16 protein-coding genes are annotated in these 18,585 nt (G+C 67.8%); 11 read left to right on the top strand and 5 right to left on the bottom strand.

The genetic code is table 11. From position 1 onward, the window contains the following. Positions 1 to 10: 10 nt before the first annotated feature. The 3 genes from ABLE92_RS06095 to ABLE92_RS06105 form a co-directional block, all read right to left on the bottom strand. Positions 11 to 1,657 carry a GMC oxidoreductase gene (locus tag ABLE92_RS06095; protein ID WP_484494646.1) on the bottom strand — a complete coding sequence of 549 codons (1,647 nt, stop codon included), beginning with the start codon at positions 1,655 to 1,657 and terminating at the stop codon, positions 11 to 13. A 61-nt stretch (positions 1,658 to 1,718) separates the two neighbouring features. Continuing rightward, a complete protein-coding gene (locus ABLE92_RS06100; RefSeq protein WP_348803780.1) occupies positions 1,719 to 2,303 on the bottom strand; it encodes a TetR/AcrR family transcriptional regulator in 585 nt (194 codons plus the stop codon). A 17-nt stretch (positions 2,304 to 2,320) separates the two neighbouring features. Beyond that, entirely contained in the window at positions 2,321 to 5,137 is a 2,817-nt protein-coding gene (locus ABLE92_RS06105; protein ID WP_348803781.1) for an aconitate hydratase, read from the bottom strand. A 407-nt stretch (positions 5,138 to 5,544) separates the two neighbouring features. On the opposite strand from ABLE92_RS06105, the gene ABLE92_RS06110 reads away from it, so the two are divergent. The 8 genes from ABLE92_RS06110 (at position 5,545) to ABLE92_RS06145 (ending at position 14,234) form a co-directional block, all read left to right on the top strand. After that, positions 5,545 to 6,159, top strand: coding sequence for an Rv1476 family membrane protein (locus ABLE92_RS06110; RefSeq protein ID WP_348803782.1), 615 nt, complete (start codon positions 5,545 to 5,547; stop codon positions 6,157 to 6,159). Positions 6,160 to 6,668: 509 nt separating this feature from the next. After that, positions 6,669 to 8,096, top strand: coding sequence for an NlpC/P60 family protein (locus ABLE92_RS06115; RefSeq protein WP_348803940.1), 1,428 nt, complete (start codon positions 6,669 to 6,671; stop codon positions 8,094 to 8,096). Between the two features lie 139 nt (positions 8,097 to 8,235). Beyond that, positions 8,236 to 9,444, top strand: a complete 1,209-nt coding sequence (locus ABLE92_RS06120; RefSeq protein ID WP_348803783.1) for an AAA family ATPase — start codon at positions 8,236 to 8,238, stop codon at positions 9,442 to 9,444. Further along, positions 9,431 to 10,369 carry a DUF58 domain-containing protein gene (locus ABLE92_RS06125; RefSeq protein WP_348803784.1) on the top strand — a complete coding sequence of 313 codons (939 nt, stop codon included), beginning with the start codon at positions 9,431 to 9,433 and terminating at the stop codon, positions 10,367 to 10,369. The genes ABLE92_RS06120 and ABLE92_RS06125 overlap by 14 nt, the downstream gene beginning before the upstream one ends. A gap of 7 nt (positions 10,370 to 10,376) precedes the next feature. Beyond that, complete coding sequence (locus ABLE92_RS06130; RefSeq protein ID WP_348803785.1) at positions 10,377 to 11,354, top strand: VWA domain-containing protein; 978 nt, start codon at positions 10,377 to 10,379, stop codon at positions 11,352 to 11,354. Between the two features lie 66 nt (positions 11,355 to 11,420). Beyond that, positions 11,421 to 12,164 (top strand): 3-oxoacyl-ACP reductase FabG1, encoded by a 744-nt coding sequence (gene fabG1 / locus ABLE92_RS06135; RefSeq protein WP_348803786.1) that lies wholly within the window; start codon positions 11,421 to 11,423, stop codon positions 12,162 to 12,164. 92 nt (positions 12,165 to 12,256) lie between these two features. Then, positions 12,257 to 13,090 (top strand): NADH-dependent enoyl-ACP reductase InhA, encoded by an 834-nt coding sequence (gene inhA, locus ABLE92_RS06140; protein ID WP_348803787.1) that lies wholly within the window; start codon positions 12,257 to 12,259, stop codon positions 13,088 to 13,090. Positions 13,091 to 13,100: 10 nt separating this feature from the next. Next, the gene (locus tag ABLE92_RS06145; protein WP_348803788.1) at positions 13,101 to 14,234 is read left to right on the top strand and encodes a ferrochelatase; all 1,134 of its coding nucleotides are present in this window, start codon (positions 13,101 to 13,103) and stop codon (positions 14,232 to 14,234) included. 45 nt (positions 14,235 to 14,279) lie between these two features. Here ABLE92_RS06145 and ABLE92_RS06150 read toward each other — a convergent pair whose 3' ends face one another. Next, positions 14,280 to 15,068: an Rv1486c family protein gene (locus ABLE92_RS06150; protein ID WP_348803789.1), complete on the bottom strand. Its 789-nt coding sequence runs from the start codon at positions 15,066 to 15,068 to the stop codon at positions 14,280 to 14,282. A 91-nt stretch (positions 15,069 to 15,159) separates the two neighbouring features. Here ABLE92_RS06150 and ABLE92_RS06155 point away from each other — a divergent pair, with 91 nt between their 5' ends. From ABLE92_RS06155 to ABLE92_RS06165, 3 genes are read left to right on the top strand one after another with little or no spacing between them, the layout of a single operon-like run. Then, on the top strand, positions 15,160 to 15,987 hold the full coding sequence (locus ABLE92_RS06155; protein ID WP_348803942.1) for a DUF3097 domain-containing protein: 828 nt from the start codon (positions 15,160 to 15,162) through the stop codon (positions 15,985 to 15,987). Positions 15,988 to 16,033: 46 nt separating this feature from the next. Next, positions 16,034 to 16,462 carry an NfeD family protein gene (locus ABLE92_RS06160; RefSeq protein WP_348803790.1) on the top strand — a complete coding sequence of 143 codons (429 nt, stop codon included), beginning with the start codon at positions 16,034 to 16,036 and terminating at the stop codon, positions 16,460 to 16,462. Then, positions 16,450 to 17,712, top strand: coding sequence for an SPFH domain-containing protein (locus ABLE92_RS06165; RefSeq protein ID WP_348803791.1), 1,263 nt, complete (start codon positions 16,450 to 16,452; stop codon positions 17,710 to 17,712). The genes ABLE92_RS06160 and ABLE92_RS06165 overlap by 13 nt, the downstream gene beginning before the upstream one ends. 19 nt (positions 17,713 to 17,731) lie before the next feature. Here ABLE92_RS06165 and ABLE92_RS06170 read toward each other — a convergent pair whose 3' ends face one another. After that, positions 17,732 to 18,466, bottom strand: a complete 735-nt coding sequence (locus ABLE92_RS06170) for a TVP38/TMEM64 family protein (RefSeq protein ID WP_348803792.1) — start codon at positions 18,464 to 18,466, stop codon at positions 17,732 to 17,734. Positions 18,467 to 18,585 lie beyond the last annotated feature (119 nt).

The raw sequence follows: 18,585 nt of genomic DNA on the forward strand, positions 1-18,585 counted from the left end.
GCGAGGCGGATCAGTGTGCGGCCAGAAAGCGGTCCATCGTCCGCTCCGCGAGTGCCGTGATGGTGAGGGACGGATTGACCAGGCCGACGGCCCCCGGGGCGAACGCACCGTCGACGACGTAGAGGTTGTCGTAGCCCTTGACCGCGCCGTTCGCATCGGCGGCCTGTCCGACCACCACTCCGCCGAGTCCGTGGAAGGTAGCGCCCGAACCAAAGCCGGAGAGACGGTCGTACACCGGAATCCCGTTGAGCGCGTGCCCGAATCGACCCTCGGTCCGGTCATGGAAGTGCCGGGCGAAGGCGATGGCCTGCCGGTCCAGGTCGCTGGTGCCCGCGGGGTGCGGATAGTTCAGCGTGGTGCGGCCGGTGGTGTGGTCGTAGTCGATGGTGCCGCGCTCGTCGGTGTGGACCTGGATGAGGTGTGTGGTCGCCAGTGAGCCGGCCGGGGCCGGGAAGGGACTGGCCTGATAGATCATCGTCGCCGGCCCGCCGGGCATGCGATCCTCCCGGATCCGGGCATACCCGGGACCACCTTGGACCGGCCCGTGCTGATCGCGCAGCGCGGTACGGATGATCAGGAAGTCGCCGTTGCCGCCGAAGCCGTTGCCGATCTTGGGGGACAGGCGCGGCAGCGTTCCGCGCGCCCGGGCCTGTACCAGCAGCGAGGTGGTGTGGAACGAGCCCGCGGCCATGAACAGGTAGTCGGCCTCGGTGGTGACGATCCGCACGGTGCGCCCGGCGTCGTCGATGAGTCGTGACCGCACGACGTAGCCCGGTCGCCGGGTGCGCTCGGTGATCTCGAAGACCTCGTGCATCGGTTTGATCGTCACGAATCCGGTGCGTTCGGCCGCCGGCAGGTAGTTGTGGTCGACGGAGTTCTTGGCGCCGCTGTTGACGCCGTAGGACAGGTCGCCGATGGATACGCCCTTCGGTGCGCGACCCGCCAACTCGGCCCGCACGCGGTCCCAGTCGATCGCGTAGTCGACGAATTGCGGCGCGATTCCATAGCGCTTGAGGATCGTCAGCCACGACCGGGCGCCGACGTAGTTGGGATGCGCCAGGATGTCATCGGGGAGCGGGCCGGTACCCAACACCTTCCGGGCGCGCGGGAAGTAGGTGCGCGACAGTTCGTCGTATCCGCTACCACCGGGGAAGACATGCTCGAAGTCGGCCTTGTCCGGCTGCAGGGTGAAGGCCCCGAACACCAGTGAGCCGCCACCGACGCCGGCCCCGTGGACCGATTCGATCCCGTTGCCGCGGATCGTGTCGAGCACACCGGGGTAGGGGGTGGTGGGCGTCCGGCCGACGCTGGAGATCCCGGCGGTGGTGTCGAACCAGGCGGCCCGCCGGTCAGGGCGGTCGAAGGTGGCGAAGGTGTTGCCGTCGCCCCGGATCGGCCATCGGCGGCCGCGTTCGAGGACCGTCGTGCGGATTCCGGCCTGCCCCAACCGCAGGGCCGCAACGGCCCCGCCGAAGCCGCTGCCGATGACGATGGCGGTGGCACCGTCGGCGGCCCTCGCGGGTGCGGCGGCGAACGTGGAACCGAGTCCGGCGGCGGCGAGGCCGGCACCCACCGACCCGACACCGATGCCGCGCAGCAGAGAGCGTCGGGTCAGGGGGGCGGTCGGGAGTCCCGTGGACGAGAAGTCTGAATGCACCCTGTGAAGCTAGCCAGAAAATTAGGCTAGGCATACCTCTTTAGGGGCACCTGGGTGTGATTCACGTCTCACTTCCCGCATTTCGCGAGACACGCACCGATTCCTCTACGAGATCGAGAACTTTGTGCAGGTCATCGGTGGGTTGGCCGGTCGCGAGCCGCGTGATCAACCCGTCGAGGACGAGGTCGAGGTACCCCACGAGGACCTCGGTGGGCACGTCGTCACGGAGTCGGCCCGAGGCGCGGCCTCGTTCGAGTCGCGCCGCCGTGGCCTTCTCCAGATCCGCCGAGTGGGCGCTCCACGCATCCCGGAACTTGGTGTCGGTGCGCAACTTCCGGGCGATCTCGAGCCGGGTGCCGAGCCAGTCGAAGTCCTGCGGGCTGGTCAACATGTCCCGCATGACCTGGACGAGGCCCTGCTCGGCCGCCACGTCGGCCATCCGCTCGGCGTCCTCCTGCGCGAGGGCGAGGAACAACGCCTCCTTGTCCCGGAAGTGGTGAAAGATCGCACCGCGCGACAGACCCGTCGACTCCTCGATGCGTTTGACGGTGGCTCCGTCGTATCCGTACTCCGCGAAGCAATGCCGCGCGCCGTCGAGAATCTCCCGACGACGCGCGGCAAGGCGGTCATCGCTGACCTTGGGCACTGTGCAGATACCCCCGATCAGCCCTTGATCATGTTGCGCAGCACGTACTGCAGAATGCCTCCGTTGCGGTAGTAATCGGCCTCACCGGGGGTGTCGATGCGCACCTTGGCGTCGAACTCGACCGTCGAGCCGTCCTCCTTGGTGGCGGTGACGTGAACCGTGCTCGGGGTGGTACCCGAGTTCAGCTCCTCGATACCGGTGATGTCGAAGGTCTCCGTGCCGTCGAGGCCCAGCGACTTGTGCGACTCGCCCTCCGGGAACTGCAGCGGGATGACACCCATACCGATCAGGTTCGAGCGGTGAATACGCTCGAAGCTCTCGGTGATGACGGCCTTGACGCCCAGCAGGCTGGTGCCCTTGGCGGCCCAGTCACGCGAACTTCCGGTGCCGTACTCCTTGCCACCGAGCACGACCAGCGGAGTACCCGCGGCGGCGTAGTTCTGCGCGGCGTCGTAGATGAAGGCCTGCGGCGCACCCTCCTGAGTGAAGTCGCGGGTGTAACCACCGGTGACATCGACGAGCTGGTTGGCCAGGCGGATATTGCCGAAGGTCGAGCGGATCATCACCTCGTGGTTACCGCGGCGGGCACCCAGCGAGTTGTAGTCCTTTCGGGCCACCCCGTGCTCGTCCAGGTACTGCGCGGCGGGGGTGCCGGGCTTGATGGTCGACGCGGGGGAGATGTGGTCTGTGGTGACCGAGTCGCCCAGCTTCGCCAGCACACGCGCGCCCTTGATGTCGCTGACCGGGTCGGCCTCGAGCTTCATGCCCTCGAAGTACGGGGGCTTACGCACATAGGTCGACTCGTCGTCCCACTCGAAGGTCTTGCCGTCCGGCGTCGGCAGGTTCTGCCACCGCTCGTCGCCCTTGAAGACGTCGGCATAGTCCTCGGCGTACTGCTCGGCCGAGATGGAGCTCTTGATGGTCTCGGCGATCTCCTCGTTGGACGGCCAGATGTCCTTGAGGAACACATCGTTTCCGTCGGTGTCCTGACCCAGCGGATCGGTCTCGAAGTCGAAGTCCATCGTGCCGGCCAGGGCGTAGGCGATGACCAGCGGCGGCGACGCGAGGTAGTTCATCTTCACGTCGGGGTTGATGCGACCCTCGAAGTTGCGGTTACCCGAGAGCACCGCGGTGGCGGTCAGATCGTTGTCGTTGATCGCCTTGGAGATCTCCTCCGGCAGCGGTCCCGAGTTGCCGATGCAGGTGGTGCAGCCGTAGCCGACCAGGTAGAAGCCGACCTTCTCCAGGTACGGCCAGAGGCCGGCCTTGTCGTAGTAGCCGGTGACGACCTGCGAACCCGGGGCCATCGAGGTCTTGACCCACGGCTTGGAGGTCAGGCCCTTCTCGACCGCCTTCTTGGCGAGCAGGCCTGCGCCCAGCATCACCGACGGGTTGGAGGTGTTGGTGCAGCTGGTGATCGACGCGATCGTCACGATGCCGTGGTCCAGCACCATCGTGCCGCGTTCGGCCGACTCCACCACGACGGGCTTGGACGGACGGCCCGCCGAACCCTTCGACGCGTCGTGCGCCGGAACCTCGTCGTCGGAGAACGACAGCTTGGCCGCACCGGGCGAGGTGGCCGGCGCGTCGGAGGCCGGGAAGCTCTCCTCGCTGGCTTCGTCCACGCCGTTGATCTGCGGGGTGTTGCCCTCTTCGACGTAGTTGTGGATGTCCTTGCGGAAGGCGTTCTTGGCGTCCCACAGTTCGATGCGGTCCTGCGGGCGCTTCGGGCCGGCGATCGACGGGACGACCGTCGACAGGTCGAGCTCCATGTACTCCGAGTACTCGGCCTCGGCGGCATCCTTCTCCAGCCACATGCCCTGTTCCTTGGCGTACGCCTCGACGAGGTCGAGGGTCTCCTGGCTGCGGCCGGTGAGCTTGAGGTAATTGATGGTCTCGCCGTCGATCGGGAACATCGCACAGGTCGAGCCGAACTCGGGGCTCATGTTGCCGATGGTGGCGCGGTTGGCCAGGGGCACCTCGGCCACGCCGTTGCCGTAGAACTCCACGAACTTGCCGACCACGCCGTGCTTGCGGAGCATGTCGGTGATGGTGAGCACCACGTCGGTGGCGGTCACACCCGGCTTGGCGGCACCGGTGAGCTTGAAACCGACGACGCGCGGGATGAGCATCGACACGGGCTGTCCGAGCATCGCTGCCTCGGCCTCGATACCGCCGACGCCCCAACCGAGCACGCCCAGGCCGTTCTCCATGGTGGTGTGCGAGTCGGTGCCGATGCAGGTGTCGGGGTAGGCGACACCGTCACGCACCATGATGGAACGGGCCAGGTGCTCGATGTTGACCTGGTGGACGATGCCGGTGCCCGGGGGGACAACCCGGAAGTCGTCGAACGCGCCCTGGCCCCAGCGGAGGAACTTGTAGCGCTCCTCGTTGCGCTGGTACTCGATCTCGACGTTGCGCTCGAGGGCCTGCGAATTGCCGAAGGCCTCGATGATGACGGAGTGATCGATGACCATCTCGGCCGGTGCGAGGGGATTGACCTTCTCCGGGTCGCCACCGAGTTCCTTGACAGCGTCGCGCATGGTCGTCAGGTCCACCACGCACGGGACGCCGGTGAAGTCCTGCATGATGACGCGCGCCGGGGTGAACTGGATCTCGATGCTCGGTTCGGCCGAGGGATCCCAGTTGGCGATCGCCTCGATGTGCTCCTTGGTGATGTTCGCGCCGTCTTCGGTGCGCAGGAGGTTCTCGGCGAGGACCTTCAGGGCGTAGGGGAGTTTCTCGGTGCCCTTGACCGCGCTGAGGCGGAAGATCTCGTAGGAGTTGTCGCCCACCTCAAGGGTGCCCTGGGCGCCAAACGAATTGATGCTCACGTTGTTCCACTCTCCTCTGGCCGACGGGCTGCGTCGGCATTGTGCGTCCCGGGCGAGAAGTCCGGGCCTACTCCGGGCTCATCGGCGAGCGTCACCATCTCGTCGACTCTGACCATCCCCCGACGGGCTGCGCCGGGGTCGTGCTGTTGTGTCATCCAGCTGTGTCATCCAGCGACCGCGGGGTTTCCGCGGCGACGCAAACCAGTCTAACAGTACGTCCGTACTGTTAACAACCACCGACACGCGCGCGAGCCACGGCGGACCCGGTGGCCCATGACCATCCCATTCTGTCGTACCGTGCTGGTCGAGGTTCGGTGAGCAGACGCCGCACCACGCACATTTAATGATCGTGAAACGTGGCCGTCCGGTTCCGGGCGGGTCACCTGGTGGTGTGAGGAAGCGACAGCATGACTCCTGGCCCCGTCGCCGACGGCTCGCTGATTCTCGCCGCTCCGGTGGCCGCCCCGGCGTCGGAGTACGACTCGCCGGGCGTCACCGACACCACGGCGCCCGGTGGCATCGTCCTCGCGACCATCGCCGACGGCCTGCGCGACGATCACGTCTACACCCAGAACCCCGATCAGGTCGACGCGTTGCGTGCCGTGGTGAATCACGCCCAGGGACAGGGCCACGACATCAACATCGTCGTCCTCGACCAGAAGATGCCGGTGTTCACCATGTACCGCGACATCGCCACCGAGTTGCAGCAACAGGTCGGTGGAACGGTCCTGGTGTTCGGACCGAACGCGGTCGGGAGTGCCTCTCCGGAGTTCAGTCGCGTGGTCCTCGAGGAGTCGACCGACAATCTCACCCTGTCCAACCCGCCGCAGGCGGCCGCGGAGATGGTCGATTCGATCACGGCTCCGAGCCTGGATTGGACGCTGATCACGCTGGTGTTGATGGTCGTCGTCGCGATCGGCGCCGTCCTCGGCCGCCTTCGGTCGTTGCGTCGACGTGCCGATGATCCAGATCATGAGGCGGAGGTCGACCCGACGCCCGCTTCCGCGGTGGCGAACGACTGATCGCCAACCGGGCAGCGTCTCGCCGTCGCCGCTCGGCTTCTCATGATCGGCCGCATCTACACGGGCCGCATCTACACCGGGGCGCCGAGCTCTCCAAGTGTCGCGACCGCCGACGCCCGGCTCTGTTACCAATTCGAAACGTGACCAGAGGTCGCGGACTTTCGGCTGTTCACGCCCATCTCTGCAGGTAATCACGTCTTTGTAATTCGTTGCGCTTGTTTTCGCGAGTGGTAGATGTGACGTACGGTTCCAATGTCACGTGTGGTGCATCTGCTCATCAGTGCGCTCCATGTGATGCGAGTTGTACATGCGACAGAGGTGCGCCTGTGCGGGGGTTTCTGACGGCCATCGGAGCCGGAGGGGCAGATCGACTGCCACGCACCCGCACTCGGCAAACGGTGAGGGAGCAGCCAGTGAGGCGAAGGACCACGGCGACACGCCGCGATGTGCCGCGGCGTCGGCTGCAGGTCACGGCCGCGGTGGCGTCCGTCATCGCCGGTGCCGCCGCCATGATGGGGCCGGCCCACGCCGCACCGACTCCGACGACCTCCCCGGTCTCGTCCCTGATCAATCAGATCGCGCAGGTCAACCAGAACCTAAGCGACCTCGACAAGGCCGTCGCATTGCGCCAGGAGGCGGCCAATCATGCGGTCGTCGACTACCAGAACGCCCTGGCCGCTCAGCGCCTGGCCAGTGTGGCGGCCACCAATGCCCGGTCGTCGCTCACCCGCGCGACGCAGGCAACCGCGGCCGCCCAGCGCGAGTTCGACGAGTTCGTCCGGTCGGTCTATCGGACCGGGGGAAATCAGGCCACCATGTCGAACTACCTGTCGTCGCCGGATCCGCAGCGTGTCCTCGACCGGGCGGCGGTGATCGACCAGATCGGTCGCGATCAACAGCAGACCATCCGCCGGCTGCAGGTGGCGCGCAATCAGCAGGCCAACCAGGTCGCGGCGCTCGAGGCGACCAAACGGCAGACCGCCTATGCCACCGAGGGAGCGGCGACCCGTCGTGACTCGGCGGTCGCGGCGGTGACCGAGGCCCGTACCGCGATCGTCGACCAACAACGTCAACGCGCCACCCTGATTCGGCAGCGTGACTCGGTGCAGGCGCGGCTCGACGCGCTCCGCGGCACCGTGCGCCCGACCCCGGTCGCCGACCCGGAGCCCACCGACCTGCTCACCGGCCTGTTCCGCAACCTCCCCGGACAACAACAACCGGGTCCCGCGGCGATCAGTCCCACCCAGGCCGAGGGCGACAACCAGACGATGCAGGTGGCCGCCGAGGCCGCGGCACGACTGGCGCTCGATGTCTCGCAGAAGGTGCTCGCCGCCCTCGTCGGGCAGCAGCAGGTGCCGCATTCGGAACTGCTCGACGAACTGGGAGTCGGCGGCGCGGGACTCGGCAGCGACGGCGGTGGCGACACCCTGAGCGCCCGCCTCGGCTCGGGCAGCCTCGGCAGCCTGTTCGGCAGTTCCGGCGGTGGCGGCGGCGTGGTCCGACCCGGTCTGCGCGGACCCCAGGCGGTCGAGATCGTCGTCAACCGGGCCCTGTCGCAACTCAACGTGCCGTACGCGTGGGGCGGCGGAAACGCCGAGGGCCCGACCCAGGGCATCCGCGACGGCGGTGTCGCCGACAGCTACGGCGACTACGCCAAGGTCGGCTACGACTGCTCGGGCCTGATGGTCTACGCCTTCGCCGGTGTCGGCATCGAACTGCCGCACTACACGGGTTACCAGTACACCTCCGGACCGCAGTTCCCCCTCGCCCAGATGCAACGCGGCGACATGATCTTCTACGGTCCCAACGCCAGCGAGCACGTCGCGTTGTACCTCGGCGACGGCAAGATGGTCGAGGCCCCGCAATCCGGCGACGTGGTCAAGGTGTCGCCGGTGCGCACCGACGGCGCCATGCCCAACGTCGTGCGCCTGCTCTGAGCCCACACTCACTCGACCGGCCGACACCCGCCCCGACCTTCGTGGCAAGTTCTCAGTCGACGCCGCTAGGCTGGCAACGGCGCGCGGCGCGAGGGTCCGCACCGCCACCACATCACCTCGCCGAGGACAGGAGTAGGGGTTGACCTCACATCCCACCGCCGATTCGTCGGCACCGACCGGCGGCGCCGGTGGCGTCGAATTGAGTGACAGCGACGTCAAGCTGGTGGAACGAGCGATCTACGAGGTCAAACGTGTCATCGTCGGACAGGATCAGCTCGTCGAGCGCATCCTCGTCGGTCTGCTGGCCCGCGGGCACATCCTCCTCGAGGGCGTGCCCGGCGTCGCCAAGACCCTGGCCGTGGAGACCTTCGCCACCGTGATCGGCGGCAGCTTCTCGCGTGTCCAGTTCACCCCCGACCTCGTGCCCACCGACCTCATCGGCACCCGTATCTACCGCCAGGGCCGCGAAGAGTTCGACACCGAACTCGGACCGGTGGTCGCCAATTTCCTCCTCGCCGACGAGATCAACCGCGCGCCGGCCAAGGTTCAGTCCGCGCTGCTGGAGGTCATGGCCGAGCGGCATGTGTCGATCGGCGGGACCACCTACCCGATGCCGGATCCGTTCCTGGTGATGGCGACGCAGAACCCGATCGAGAACGAGGGCGTGTACCCGTTGCCCGAGGCGCAGCGGGACCGCTTCCTGTTCAAGGTCCTCGTCGACTACCCCTCGGTCGAGGAGGAACGCGAGATCGTCTACCGGATGGGCAATGTGCCGCCGACGGCCTCGCAGATCCTCGACCCCGAGACGACGATCCGCCTGCAGCGCACCGCCGCCAACGTATTCGTCCACCACGCGCTGGTCGACTACGTCGTGCGCGTCATCAACGCCACCCGCCGGCCCGCCGAGGTCGGTCTCACCGATGTCGCGAGCTGGTTGTCCTACGGCGCCTCACCTCGCGCGACGCTCGGTATCGTCGCCGCGGCGCGGGCACTGGCCCTGGTGCGCGGCCGCGATTACGTGATCCCCGCCGATGTCGTCGAGATCATCCCGGACGTGTTGCGGCACCGGCTGGTTCTCAGTTACGACGCCCTCGCCGACGAGGTCACCGCCGATGCCGTCATCGCGCGCATCCTGCAGACCATCGGACTTCCCCAGGTGGGCGCGCAACCCGTCGCCCCGACCCCCGGGTATCCCGCTCAGGCGCCCGCGGTACCGCCGGCACCCACCGAGTATCCGGCACCCGGACAGGGCGGCCCCGGCGTGGGGAATCCCGTACAGCCGCCGGTGCCGAATGCGGCCGCGGCACCCGTTCCGAACCAGGCACCCGCGCAGTATGGCGGCCAATAGCGATCTGCCGTCGCTCGGGGCGGGGGTGGCCGAGGAGCCGCAGCTGACGGCCGCCCTCAAGATGCTCGAGCTGACGGTCCGCCGCAAGCTCGACGGCGTACTCCAGGGCGAGCACCTCGGACTCATCCCCGGGCCGGGATCCGAGCCGGGGGAGGCCCGTCCCTACCAGCCCGGTGACGACATCCGTCAGATGGAGTGGTCGGTCACCGCCCGCACCACCCAGCCCCACGTCCGTCAGATGATCGCCGACCGCGAGTTGGAGACCTGGCTGGTCGTCGACGCCTCGGCAAGCCTCGATTTCGGCACGGTGAACTGCACGAAACGCGACCTCGCCGTCGCCGCCGCGGCCGCGATCGTGCATCTGACCTCCGGCGGGGGCAACCGGCACGGCGCCATCATCGTGACCGGCGATCAGGTGGTGCGGATCCCGGCGCGAACCGGCCGGATGCACGCCCAGCACCTGCTCAAGGCCATCGCCACCACCCGACGTGCCTCCGCGGGCGTACGTGGTGACCTCAACGCCGGCATCGAAGCCCTGCGTCGACCGGAACGTCGACGCGGACTGGCCGTGGTGATCAGCGATTTTCTCGGTCCGATCGACTGGGAGCGATCGCTGCGGGCGATCGGCGGCCACCACGAGTTGCTGGCCGTTGCGGTCCTCGATCCCCGAGATCAGGAACTCCCGCCGGTCGGACAGGTCCGGCTGGCCGACGCCGAGTCCGGTGACATCCGCGAGGTGACCATCACCGACGGCCTGCGCCGGGACTTCGCCGCGGCTGCGCAGGCGCACGAGAATCAGGTGCTGCGCACCATCCGCAGCTGCGGTGGACCGGTGCTGTCGTTGCGCACCGATCGGGACTGGCTGACCGACGTCGTGAAGTTCGTCGGCCGACGACGCCGCGGGCTCGCGGCCGGGGTGGGGTGAGGTCGCGGTGTTCTCCAACCCCTGGTGGCTGTTCCTTGCCCTGCTCGTCGTCGTCCTCGGCGGCTGTTACGCCTACATCCTGCGTGCGCGTCGCCGGCGTACCCTGCAGTTCGCGAATCTCGAGGTGCTCGACCAGATCACCCCACCCGAGAAGAAATGGATGCGGTGGCTCCGGCACGCCCCGATCGCACTGTTGATGGTCGCGTTGTTGCTGCTGGTGGTGGCCGCCGCCGGTCCGCAGGCCGACCGCAAGGTGCCCCGCAACAAGGCCACGGTCATCCTCGTCATGGACGTCTCCCGATCCATGGAGGCCACCGACGTCGCGCCGTCGCGGATCAAGGCCGCCCAGGCCGCCGCGAAGAAGTTCGCCGACGAACTCACCGACGGCATCAACCTCGGTCTGATCTCCTTTGCCGGCACCGCGTCGAACCTGGTGACGCCCACCCCCGATCACAACGCGACGAAGGCCGCGGTCGACAAGCTGGTGCTCGCCGACAAGACCGCCACCGGTGAGGGCATCTTCGCCGCGATCCAGCAGATCCAGACCCTCAACGCGGTGCTCGGTGGCGCGGCCGGAGCCCCGCCCGCACGGATCGTGCTGCTCTCGGACGGAAAGCAGACCGTCCCGGACGACCCGGACGACCCGCGCGGGGCGTTCACCGCGGCGCGCAAGGCCAAGGAGGAGAACATCCCGGTGTCGACGATCTCGTTCGGCACGATGACGGGCACGGTCGATCTCGACGGTGATCGGGTACCGGTTCCCGTCGATGACGACTCGTTGCGCGAGATCGCCAACCTGTCCGGCGGCACATTCTTCACCGCGTCGAGTCTCGACGAACTCAACAAGGTCTACGAGACACTGCAGGAGGAGATCGGCTACGAGATGCGCAAGGGCGACAACTCCCGTCCGTGGATCATCGCCGGAACCATCCTGGCGATCGTCGCGGTGATCGGGTCGCTGGTGATCAACCAGCGACTCCCCTGAGACGCGGGCCGATACGAACCGGACCTGACGGGAACCGGACAGGGCCGAACCGATAGGTTGGGGCGCATGGTGCAGAGCAACGAAGCCGGAAATGGTGAGAAGGTGTCGCGGTCGGTGCTGGTCACCGGTGGTAACCGGGGGATCGGACTGGCGGTGGCCCGCCGCCTCGCCGCCGACGGCCACAAGGTCGCGGTGACCCACCGCGGTTCGGGAGCGCCCGAGGGGCTGTTCGGCGTCGTCTGCGACGTGACCGACACCGAATCCGTCGACCGGGCGTTCGCCGAGGTCGCCGAGCACCAGGGCCCCGTCGAGGTGGTCGTCTCCAACGCCGGCATCACCGAGGACACGCTGATCATGCGGATGAGCGTGGACAGTTTCGAGAACGTCGTGAACGCCAACCTCACCGGCGCCTTCCGGGTGACCAAGGCGGCCACCCGCGGCATGCTGCGTGCCCGCTGGGGCCGGTTCATCTATCTCGGTTCGGTGGTCGCACTCATGGGTACCCCCGGTCAGGCCAACTACGCCGCGTCCAAGGCCGGCGTGATCGGACTCGCCCGGTCGGTGACGCGTGAGCTCGGTAGCCGCAACATCACCGCCAACGTCGTCGCACCGGGCCTCATCGACACCGACATGACCCGCGGACTGCCAGAGGAATACACCAAGACCGCGGTCGATCAGGCGATTCCGGCCAAGCGCATGGGACAGCCCGAGGAGGTCGCCGCCGTGGTGAGCTTCCTCGCCTCCGACGACTCCGCCTACGTCACCGGCAACGTGATCAACGTCGACGGTGGTCTGGGCATGGGGCACTGACCGTCACGTCCCGCGACTCCCACAGCAGCATCGGCTCACGCCGACCACGGCCCCGCCAACCAGATTCGACCACGTACGACAGGAGCCCCACCATGAGCGGAATCCTGGACGGGAAGACCGTCCTCATCACCGGCATCATCACCGACGCATCGATTGCGTTCCACACCGCCAAGGTCGCCCAGGAACAGGGCGCCAAGGTGATCATCACCGGCATCCCGGAGCGGCTGCGGCTCATCGACCGCATCGCCAAGCGCCTCCCACAGGAGGTGCCGCCGGCCATTGCCCTCGATGTGACCAACGAGGAGTCGCTGTCGGCCCTGGCCGACGCCGTGCGTGAACTCGCACCCGAAGGCGTTGACGGCGTGGTCCATTCGATCGCCTTCGCCCCCAAGACGCTGATGGGACCGGACGCGGTGCCGTTCCTCGACGGTCCCGGGCCCGACGTGGCCAAGGCGTTCGAGATCTCGGCATGGAGTTACGCGTCGCTGGCACGCGCCGTGCTCCCGGTGATGAACGAGGGCGGCTCGATCGTCGGGATGGACTTCGATCCGCGCACGGCGATGCCCGATTACAACTGGATGGGCGTGGCCAAGGCGGCGTTGGAGTCGGTGAACCGTTACGTGGCCCGCGAGGTCGGCTACGCCAAGCGAGTCCGGTCGAATCTGGTTGCCGCCGGACCGATCAAGACCCTTGCGGCCAAGGCGATCTCGGGCACCGCCACCGACGATGCCAAGAAGCTGAACATGCTCAACGACTACTGGAACGGGGCCTCGCCGATCGGCTGGGACGTCAACGACCCGGGGGTGGTCGGTACCAGCGTCTGCACCCTGCTGTCGGATTACCTGCCGGGCACCACCGGATCGATCGTCTACGTCGACGGCGGCGCCAGCCACAACACCTGGTTCCCGGAGGACTTCATCAAGTGAGGGTGCGTCGGTGAGCGACGGGGGTCTCGGCCGCGCCGACGTCGTCGGTGCCGATTTCGATGCGGTGCTGTTCCTGTCCTTCGGCGGGCCCAACGGCCCCGACGAGGTGATGCCGTTCCTGGAGAACGTGACCCGTGGTCGCGGCGTGCCCCGGGAACGACTCGAGGCGGTCGCCGAACACTACCTCCACTTCGGTGGGGTGTCGCCGATCAATCGCCTCAACCTCGACATGATCGAGACGCTGCGCGCCGAACTCGATTCCCGCGGACGTGGCGCTCTGCCGGTGTACTTCGGGAACCGTAACTGGCATCCGCTCATCGAGGACGTCCTCGTCGACGCCTATGACGACGGGCATCGTCGGTTCCTGCTGTTCCCGACGTCGGCGTGGGGTGGCTACTCCGGATGCCGGCAATATCACGAGGACATCGAGCGGGCGATCGCGGCGTTGACCGTGCGACGCCCCGCATCGGCCTCGGATCCGGTACTGGTGCGCAAACTTCCGCAGTACTGGGATCATCCGGCCATGGTGGCCGCCGGTCGCGACGCCATCGACCGGGCGGTGGCCGCACTGCCTGACGATGTTCGGGCGGGCAGCGATCGGGTGGGCAGCGATCGGGCGGGGGTGCGGTTGGTGTGCACCGCGCATTCGGTGCCGACGTCCGCCGACGCGGCATCCGGACCCGCCGCCGACGGTGGTGGTCTCTACTCGCGGCAGGTGGCACGCGCCGCCGAGCTCGTCGCGCACGCTGCGGGATTCACCGAGTTCGACCAGGTGTGGCAGTCACGATCCGGCCCGCCGCAGGTGCCATGGCTGGAGCCGGACATCTGTGATCATCTGGAAAATCTTGCCGCCGAGGGCGTTTCGCGGGTGGTTGTCTATCCGGTCGGATTCGTCTCCGATCACCTCGAGGTCATCTGGGACCTCGACAACGAGGCCGCCGATCTCGCCGCCCGGCTGGGAATGGCCTACGAACGCGCCGACACGGTCGGCACCGATCGGCGTTTCGTGGCGATGATCGCCGACCTCATCGAGGAGTATGTCACCGGCACAGGCGATCTGGGAGCGATGGGATGCGGCGACAATGGGCGGGTATGCCGCGACCGCTGTTGCGTTCCGGTGCGACGCCCGGCGCGTCGGTCCTGACCGGGCGTCGAGGTCGAGCCGATCACCGTCGGCGCCCACAACCGATCACGATGCAGGGGGCAGGAATTCGGTGATGAGCCGATTCACCGCTGCGGCCCGCGCCGTGTGGGCCAGGGTCACCAGTCGCCGCAATTCGCCGTCACCGGCGGACCATTGGCCCGCCGTGTCACCGATGCCCACCCCGTCGGCGGCGAGAGCGACGATGGCCTCGACCTGTGCCGCGGTGGCAATGATGCGGGTGATGCGGGCGTCGTCGTGTGGCGGCAGTTCCACGATGTGCCGATGGGTCAGCGTGCGTAGGGTTCCGCGCAGGTCGGCCGGCGCCGTACTGGACCGGGCACCGGCACGCGTGATCAGTTCGGTGGCCGACGACACCGCCTGCCGTAGTTCGTATTCGACGTCCCCGGGCGACCGCGACGGGGCCAGCGGAACCTCGGCGTCGTAGCGCAGCACCGTCCAGCGGCAACTGCCGTCGTGTTCGGCGGGTATCAGGGCCAGCGGAGTGGCCCGACCGTCGTCGACGAGCAGGACCTCGCCGGAGGCCAGCGCCGCCGACGTCGCCGTGCCCGGGGGAAGGCCCTGTGGGTCGCCGGCCACGGGGAGCCGCGCCGAGAGCCCGCGCGCGCCGCGGAGTCGTCCGAGAAGCGCGAGGACGCCGGTGTGTGACGTGTCGGCGCCGTCGGTGCGGTCGTCGACGATGTGCAGGTCCGCCGCGGTCGCCAGGGTGTCGACGACGTCGTCGGGGGAGCAGCGACCGGCGATCCAGGCCGCGGCCCACGCCCCGAGGGCGCAGGCCGGCCAGGCCGCTGCGATGCCGTGGTCGGTACTGGTCATAGGCACTCCACAGTACCGTCGGGCATGCTGACCGGCTCGTCGGCGTGGCACCCGCGTCCTGGGGCACGTGTTAACTAGCGTGGCCGGAGTGATGAATGATCGATACGGACGAGATGTCTTGTCATCGCCGCGCCGGGCCGCACCACGAGTGCCCGAGGTCGCCGCCGAACGCGATCTGGTCGTCGAGGACGCGGCGAGCGGATTCTGCGGCGCTGTCGTCGGCCACGAGAAGAGCTACGCCGGCGACCTGGTCCGGCTTGAGGACCGCCACGGCCGCACGCGGGTGTTCCTCATGCATCCGGCCGCGTTTCTCATCGACGGGAAGCCCGTCACACTGGTGCGGCCTCGCGGCCGCGGTCCCGTCGCCGCCACACGCACCGCATCCGGGTCGCGGGTGGCACCCACGACCCGGGCCCGCCGGGCGCGCGCGAGTCGGATTTTCGTCGAGGGCGTCCACGACGCCACCCTGGTCGAACGCGTGTGGGGTGCCGACCTGCGCGCGGAGGGTGTGGTGGTGGTCGGTCTCGACGGACTCGACAATCTCGACGCCGTGCTCGAGGAGTTCGGGCCCGCCGCACATCGCCGTGCCGGCGTCCTCGTCGATCACCTCGTCGCCGGGTCCAAGGAGGAACGCCTGACCACCGATGTCGGCGAACACGTGCTGGTGTGCGGGCATCCGTTCATCGACGTCTGGGAGGCGGTCAAGCCGGCATCGGTCGGCATCGCCACGTGGCCGAGGGTGCCGCGCGGGGAGGACTGGAAGACCGGGATCTGCACCCGATTGGGTTGGGGGACACCGCAAGACGGCTGGCGTCGGGTGCTCGGCGCAGTGTCGGGGTACAAGGATCTGGAGGTCGATCTGCTCCGGCCGGTCGAGGAACTCATCGATTTCGTGACCGCCGCAGACGGCGACGCCTGACCTCGAGTCGGGCTGCCGCCGGCCCGGTGTCTGGCAGACTGGTGGTATGAGCGCATTGCTCTGGCTCGCAGCCGTCATCGTGTTGCTGATCGGCGAGATGGTCAGCGGCGATCTCGTGCTGCTCATGCTCGGGGGTGGAGCACTCGCGGCGTCGGCCACCGACTTCCTGTTCTCCCCGCCGATCTGGGTGGACGGCATCGTCTTCGCCGTCGTGTCGGTCCTGCTACTCGCATTCGTGCGCCCGGTTGCCAAGCGGCACATGCTTTCTCGTCCCGCGTTGTTGACCAACACCGAGGCGCTGGAGGGCAAGCACGCCACCGTCACCGCGCGTGTCGATGAGCACGAGGGCCTGGTCAAGATCGGTGGGGACATCTGGTCGGCCAGGTCGATGACCCCCGGTGATGTCTTCGAGGCGGGCGACGAAGTGACCGTGATGCAGATCGACGGCGCGACCGCCGTCGTATGGAAAGGGTGAGTGGCGTGGAGTATCTCGGACTGGCGATCGCGGTCCTGCTGATCGTGCTGGTGGTGGTCGTGCTGGCGAAGTCGGTGGCACTGATCCCGCAGGCGGAGGCCGCCGTGATCGAGCGACTGGGCAGGTACACCCGGACCGTGTCGGGCCAACTGACGTTGCTCGTGCCGTTCATCGACCGCATCCGGGCGCGCGTCGACATCCGTGAACGCGTGGTGTCCTTCCCGCCGCAACCGGTGATCACCGAGGACAACCTGACCCTCTCGATCGATACGGTCGTCTACTTCCAGGTCACCAATCCACGGTCGGCCGTGTACGAGATCGACGACTACATCGCCGGCGTGGAGCAGTTGACCATCACCACGCTGCGCAACGTGGTCGGCGGCATGACCCTCGAGGAGACCCTCACCTCACGTGACTCGATCAACGGGCAGCTCCGCGGCGTTCTCGACGAGGCCACCGGCCGGTGGGGACTGCGGGTGGCGCGAGTCGAACTGAAGTCGATCATGCCGCCACCGTCGATCCAGGAGTCGATGGAAAAGCAGATGAAGGCCGACCGTGAGAAGCGCGCCACCATCCTGGCGGCCGAGGGCCAACGCGAATCGGCGATCAAGACCGCCGAAGGTGCCAAACAAAGCCAGATCCTCGCCGCCGAGGGCGCCAAACAGGCCGCGATCCTCGGTGCCGAAGCCGACCGGCAGTCCCGGATCCTGCGCGCCCAGGGTGACCGTGCCGCGACCTACCTGAAGGCGCAGGGCGAGGCGAAGGCGATCCAGAAGACCTTCGCCGCGGTCAAGTCCGCCAAACCCACGCCGGAGATCCTGGCCTATCAGTACCTGCAGCAGATCCCGGAGATGGCCAAGGGTGAGGCCAGCAAGGTGTGGGTGCTGCCCACCGACTTCGGTTCGGCCCTGCAGGGCTTCGCGAAGTCCTTCGGCGTCCAGGGCGACGACGGTGTGTTCCGGTACCAACCGGCCGACGACGCGGTGCCCGACGTCGACGACTCCGAGACCGAGACGTGGTTCGACATGTCGACCGATCCCAAGGTCGCCGAGGCGGTCGCCGCCGCGGAGGCCGTGGCACGACAGCCCGTCGAACCCGAGGTTCCGATGCGGCGACCGGAGATCGCGAAGCCGGATCTCGCCGGCCCGCAGATCCCCGGCGCCGACACCGGCATCGGGATTCCCGCGGTGCCGGGTGTGCCGGAGACACCCGCCGTTGACGGGCCGGCGGAGGGGTATCAGCCCGGCTGATACCGCGGTCCGGGATCGATCAGGACCGCTGTCGGACCGGCATCCGTGCGTCGAGGATCAGGCCGACCACACCGATGGCGAAGAAGCAGCCGCTGAGGGCGATCAGCCACGGGTTGCGGGTACCGGTCAGCGCGTCACCGAGCAACACGACCGCCGTCGTGCCCGGTGCCATGGCGACGACCGTCGCGATCATGTACGGCACGACGCGCACCGACGAGAGTCCGGCCGAGTAGTTCAGAAGCCAGAACGGACAGATCGGGATCAGGCGCAAGGACCCGACGGCAAGCCAACCGCGGGTGTTGAGGCGGTACTCGACGGCGCGCATCACCGGGCGACGCAGATGCTTCTGTACGCGTTCCTGTCCGACTCGCCGGGAGATCTCGAAAGCCAGGAAGGCAGCGGTGGTGGCCGCGATCATCGCCCCGACCAAGCCCACGACCGGACCGAAGAAGACCCCCGACATGACCGTGAAGATCGTTCGGGGGATCGGGAGCAGGGTGCACAGCACGTACGCGGCGAAGAACACCCAGACGAATGCCGGCCCGAGCTGTTCACCCCAGCTTCGGACACTGGAGATCGACGGAATCGGGATGAGATACGAGATGGCCAGCACCGCGCAGAGGGCGAGAAACCCGATCACCGCGTTGCGGATATTCCGTCGTCCCTGCGCCTGGACGGATGGGTCCGCCGACTGTGCCGACGCCGACCGGTCCGCCGTCGAGGCGTCGTCGGTGATGGGAGGATCGGAGGGCACCGACTCACTTTACCGGTCGTCCCGGCGTGGTATATCTCACGCTGTCGACCACATGTGTCGAACCGAGCGAGCGATCGGCTAAGGTCATTTACGCTCTCGAACCGAGTGCACGACGGAGG

This window comes from Gordonia oleivorans, assembly GCF_040044975.1.
Taxonomy (GTDB): Bacteria; Actinomycetota; Actinomycetes; order Mycobacteriales; family Mycobacteriaceae; genus Gordonia; species Gordonia oleivorans.

Bases quoted from the DNA above. Each gene is read 5' to 3' on its own strand.
- ABLE92_RS06110 (WP_348803782.1), top strand. From the start codon at position 5,545: ATGACTCCTGGCCCCGTCGCCGACGGCTCGCTGATTCTCGCCGCTCCG.
- ABLE92_RS06115 (WP_348803940.1), top strand. From the start codon at position 6,669: ATGATGGGGCCGGCCCACGCCGCACCGACTCCGACGACCTCCCCGGTC.
- ABLE92_RS06125 (WP_348803784.1), top strand. From the start codon at position 9,431: ATGGCGGCCAATAGCGATCTGCCGTCGCTCGGGGCGGGGGTGGCCGAG.
- fabG1 (WP_348803786.1), top strand. From the start codon at position 11,421: ATGGTGCAGAGCAACGAAGCCGGAAATGGTGAGAAGGTGTCGCGGTCG.
- inhA (WP_348803787.1), top strand. From the start codon at position 12,257: ATGAGCGGAATCCTGGACGGGAAGACCGTCCTCATCACCGGCATCATC.
- ABLE92_RS06150 (WP_348803789.1), bottom strand. From the start codon at position 15,068: ATGACCAGTACCGACCACGGCATCGCAGCGGCCTGGCCGGCCTGCGCC.
- ABLE92_RS06155 (WP_348803942.1), top strand. From the start codon at position 15,160: ATGAATGATCGATACGGACGAGATGTCTTGTCATCGCCGCGCCGGGCC.
- ABLE92_RS06160 (WP_348803790.1), top strand. From the start codon at position 16,034: ATGAGCGCATTGCTCTGGCTCGCAGCCGTCATCGTGTTGCTGATCGGC.
- ABLE92_RS06165 (WP_348803791.1), top strand. From the start codon at position 16,450: ATGGAAAGGGTGAGTGGCGTGGAGTATCTCGGACTGGCGATCGCGGTC.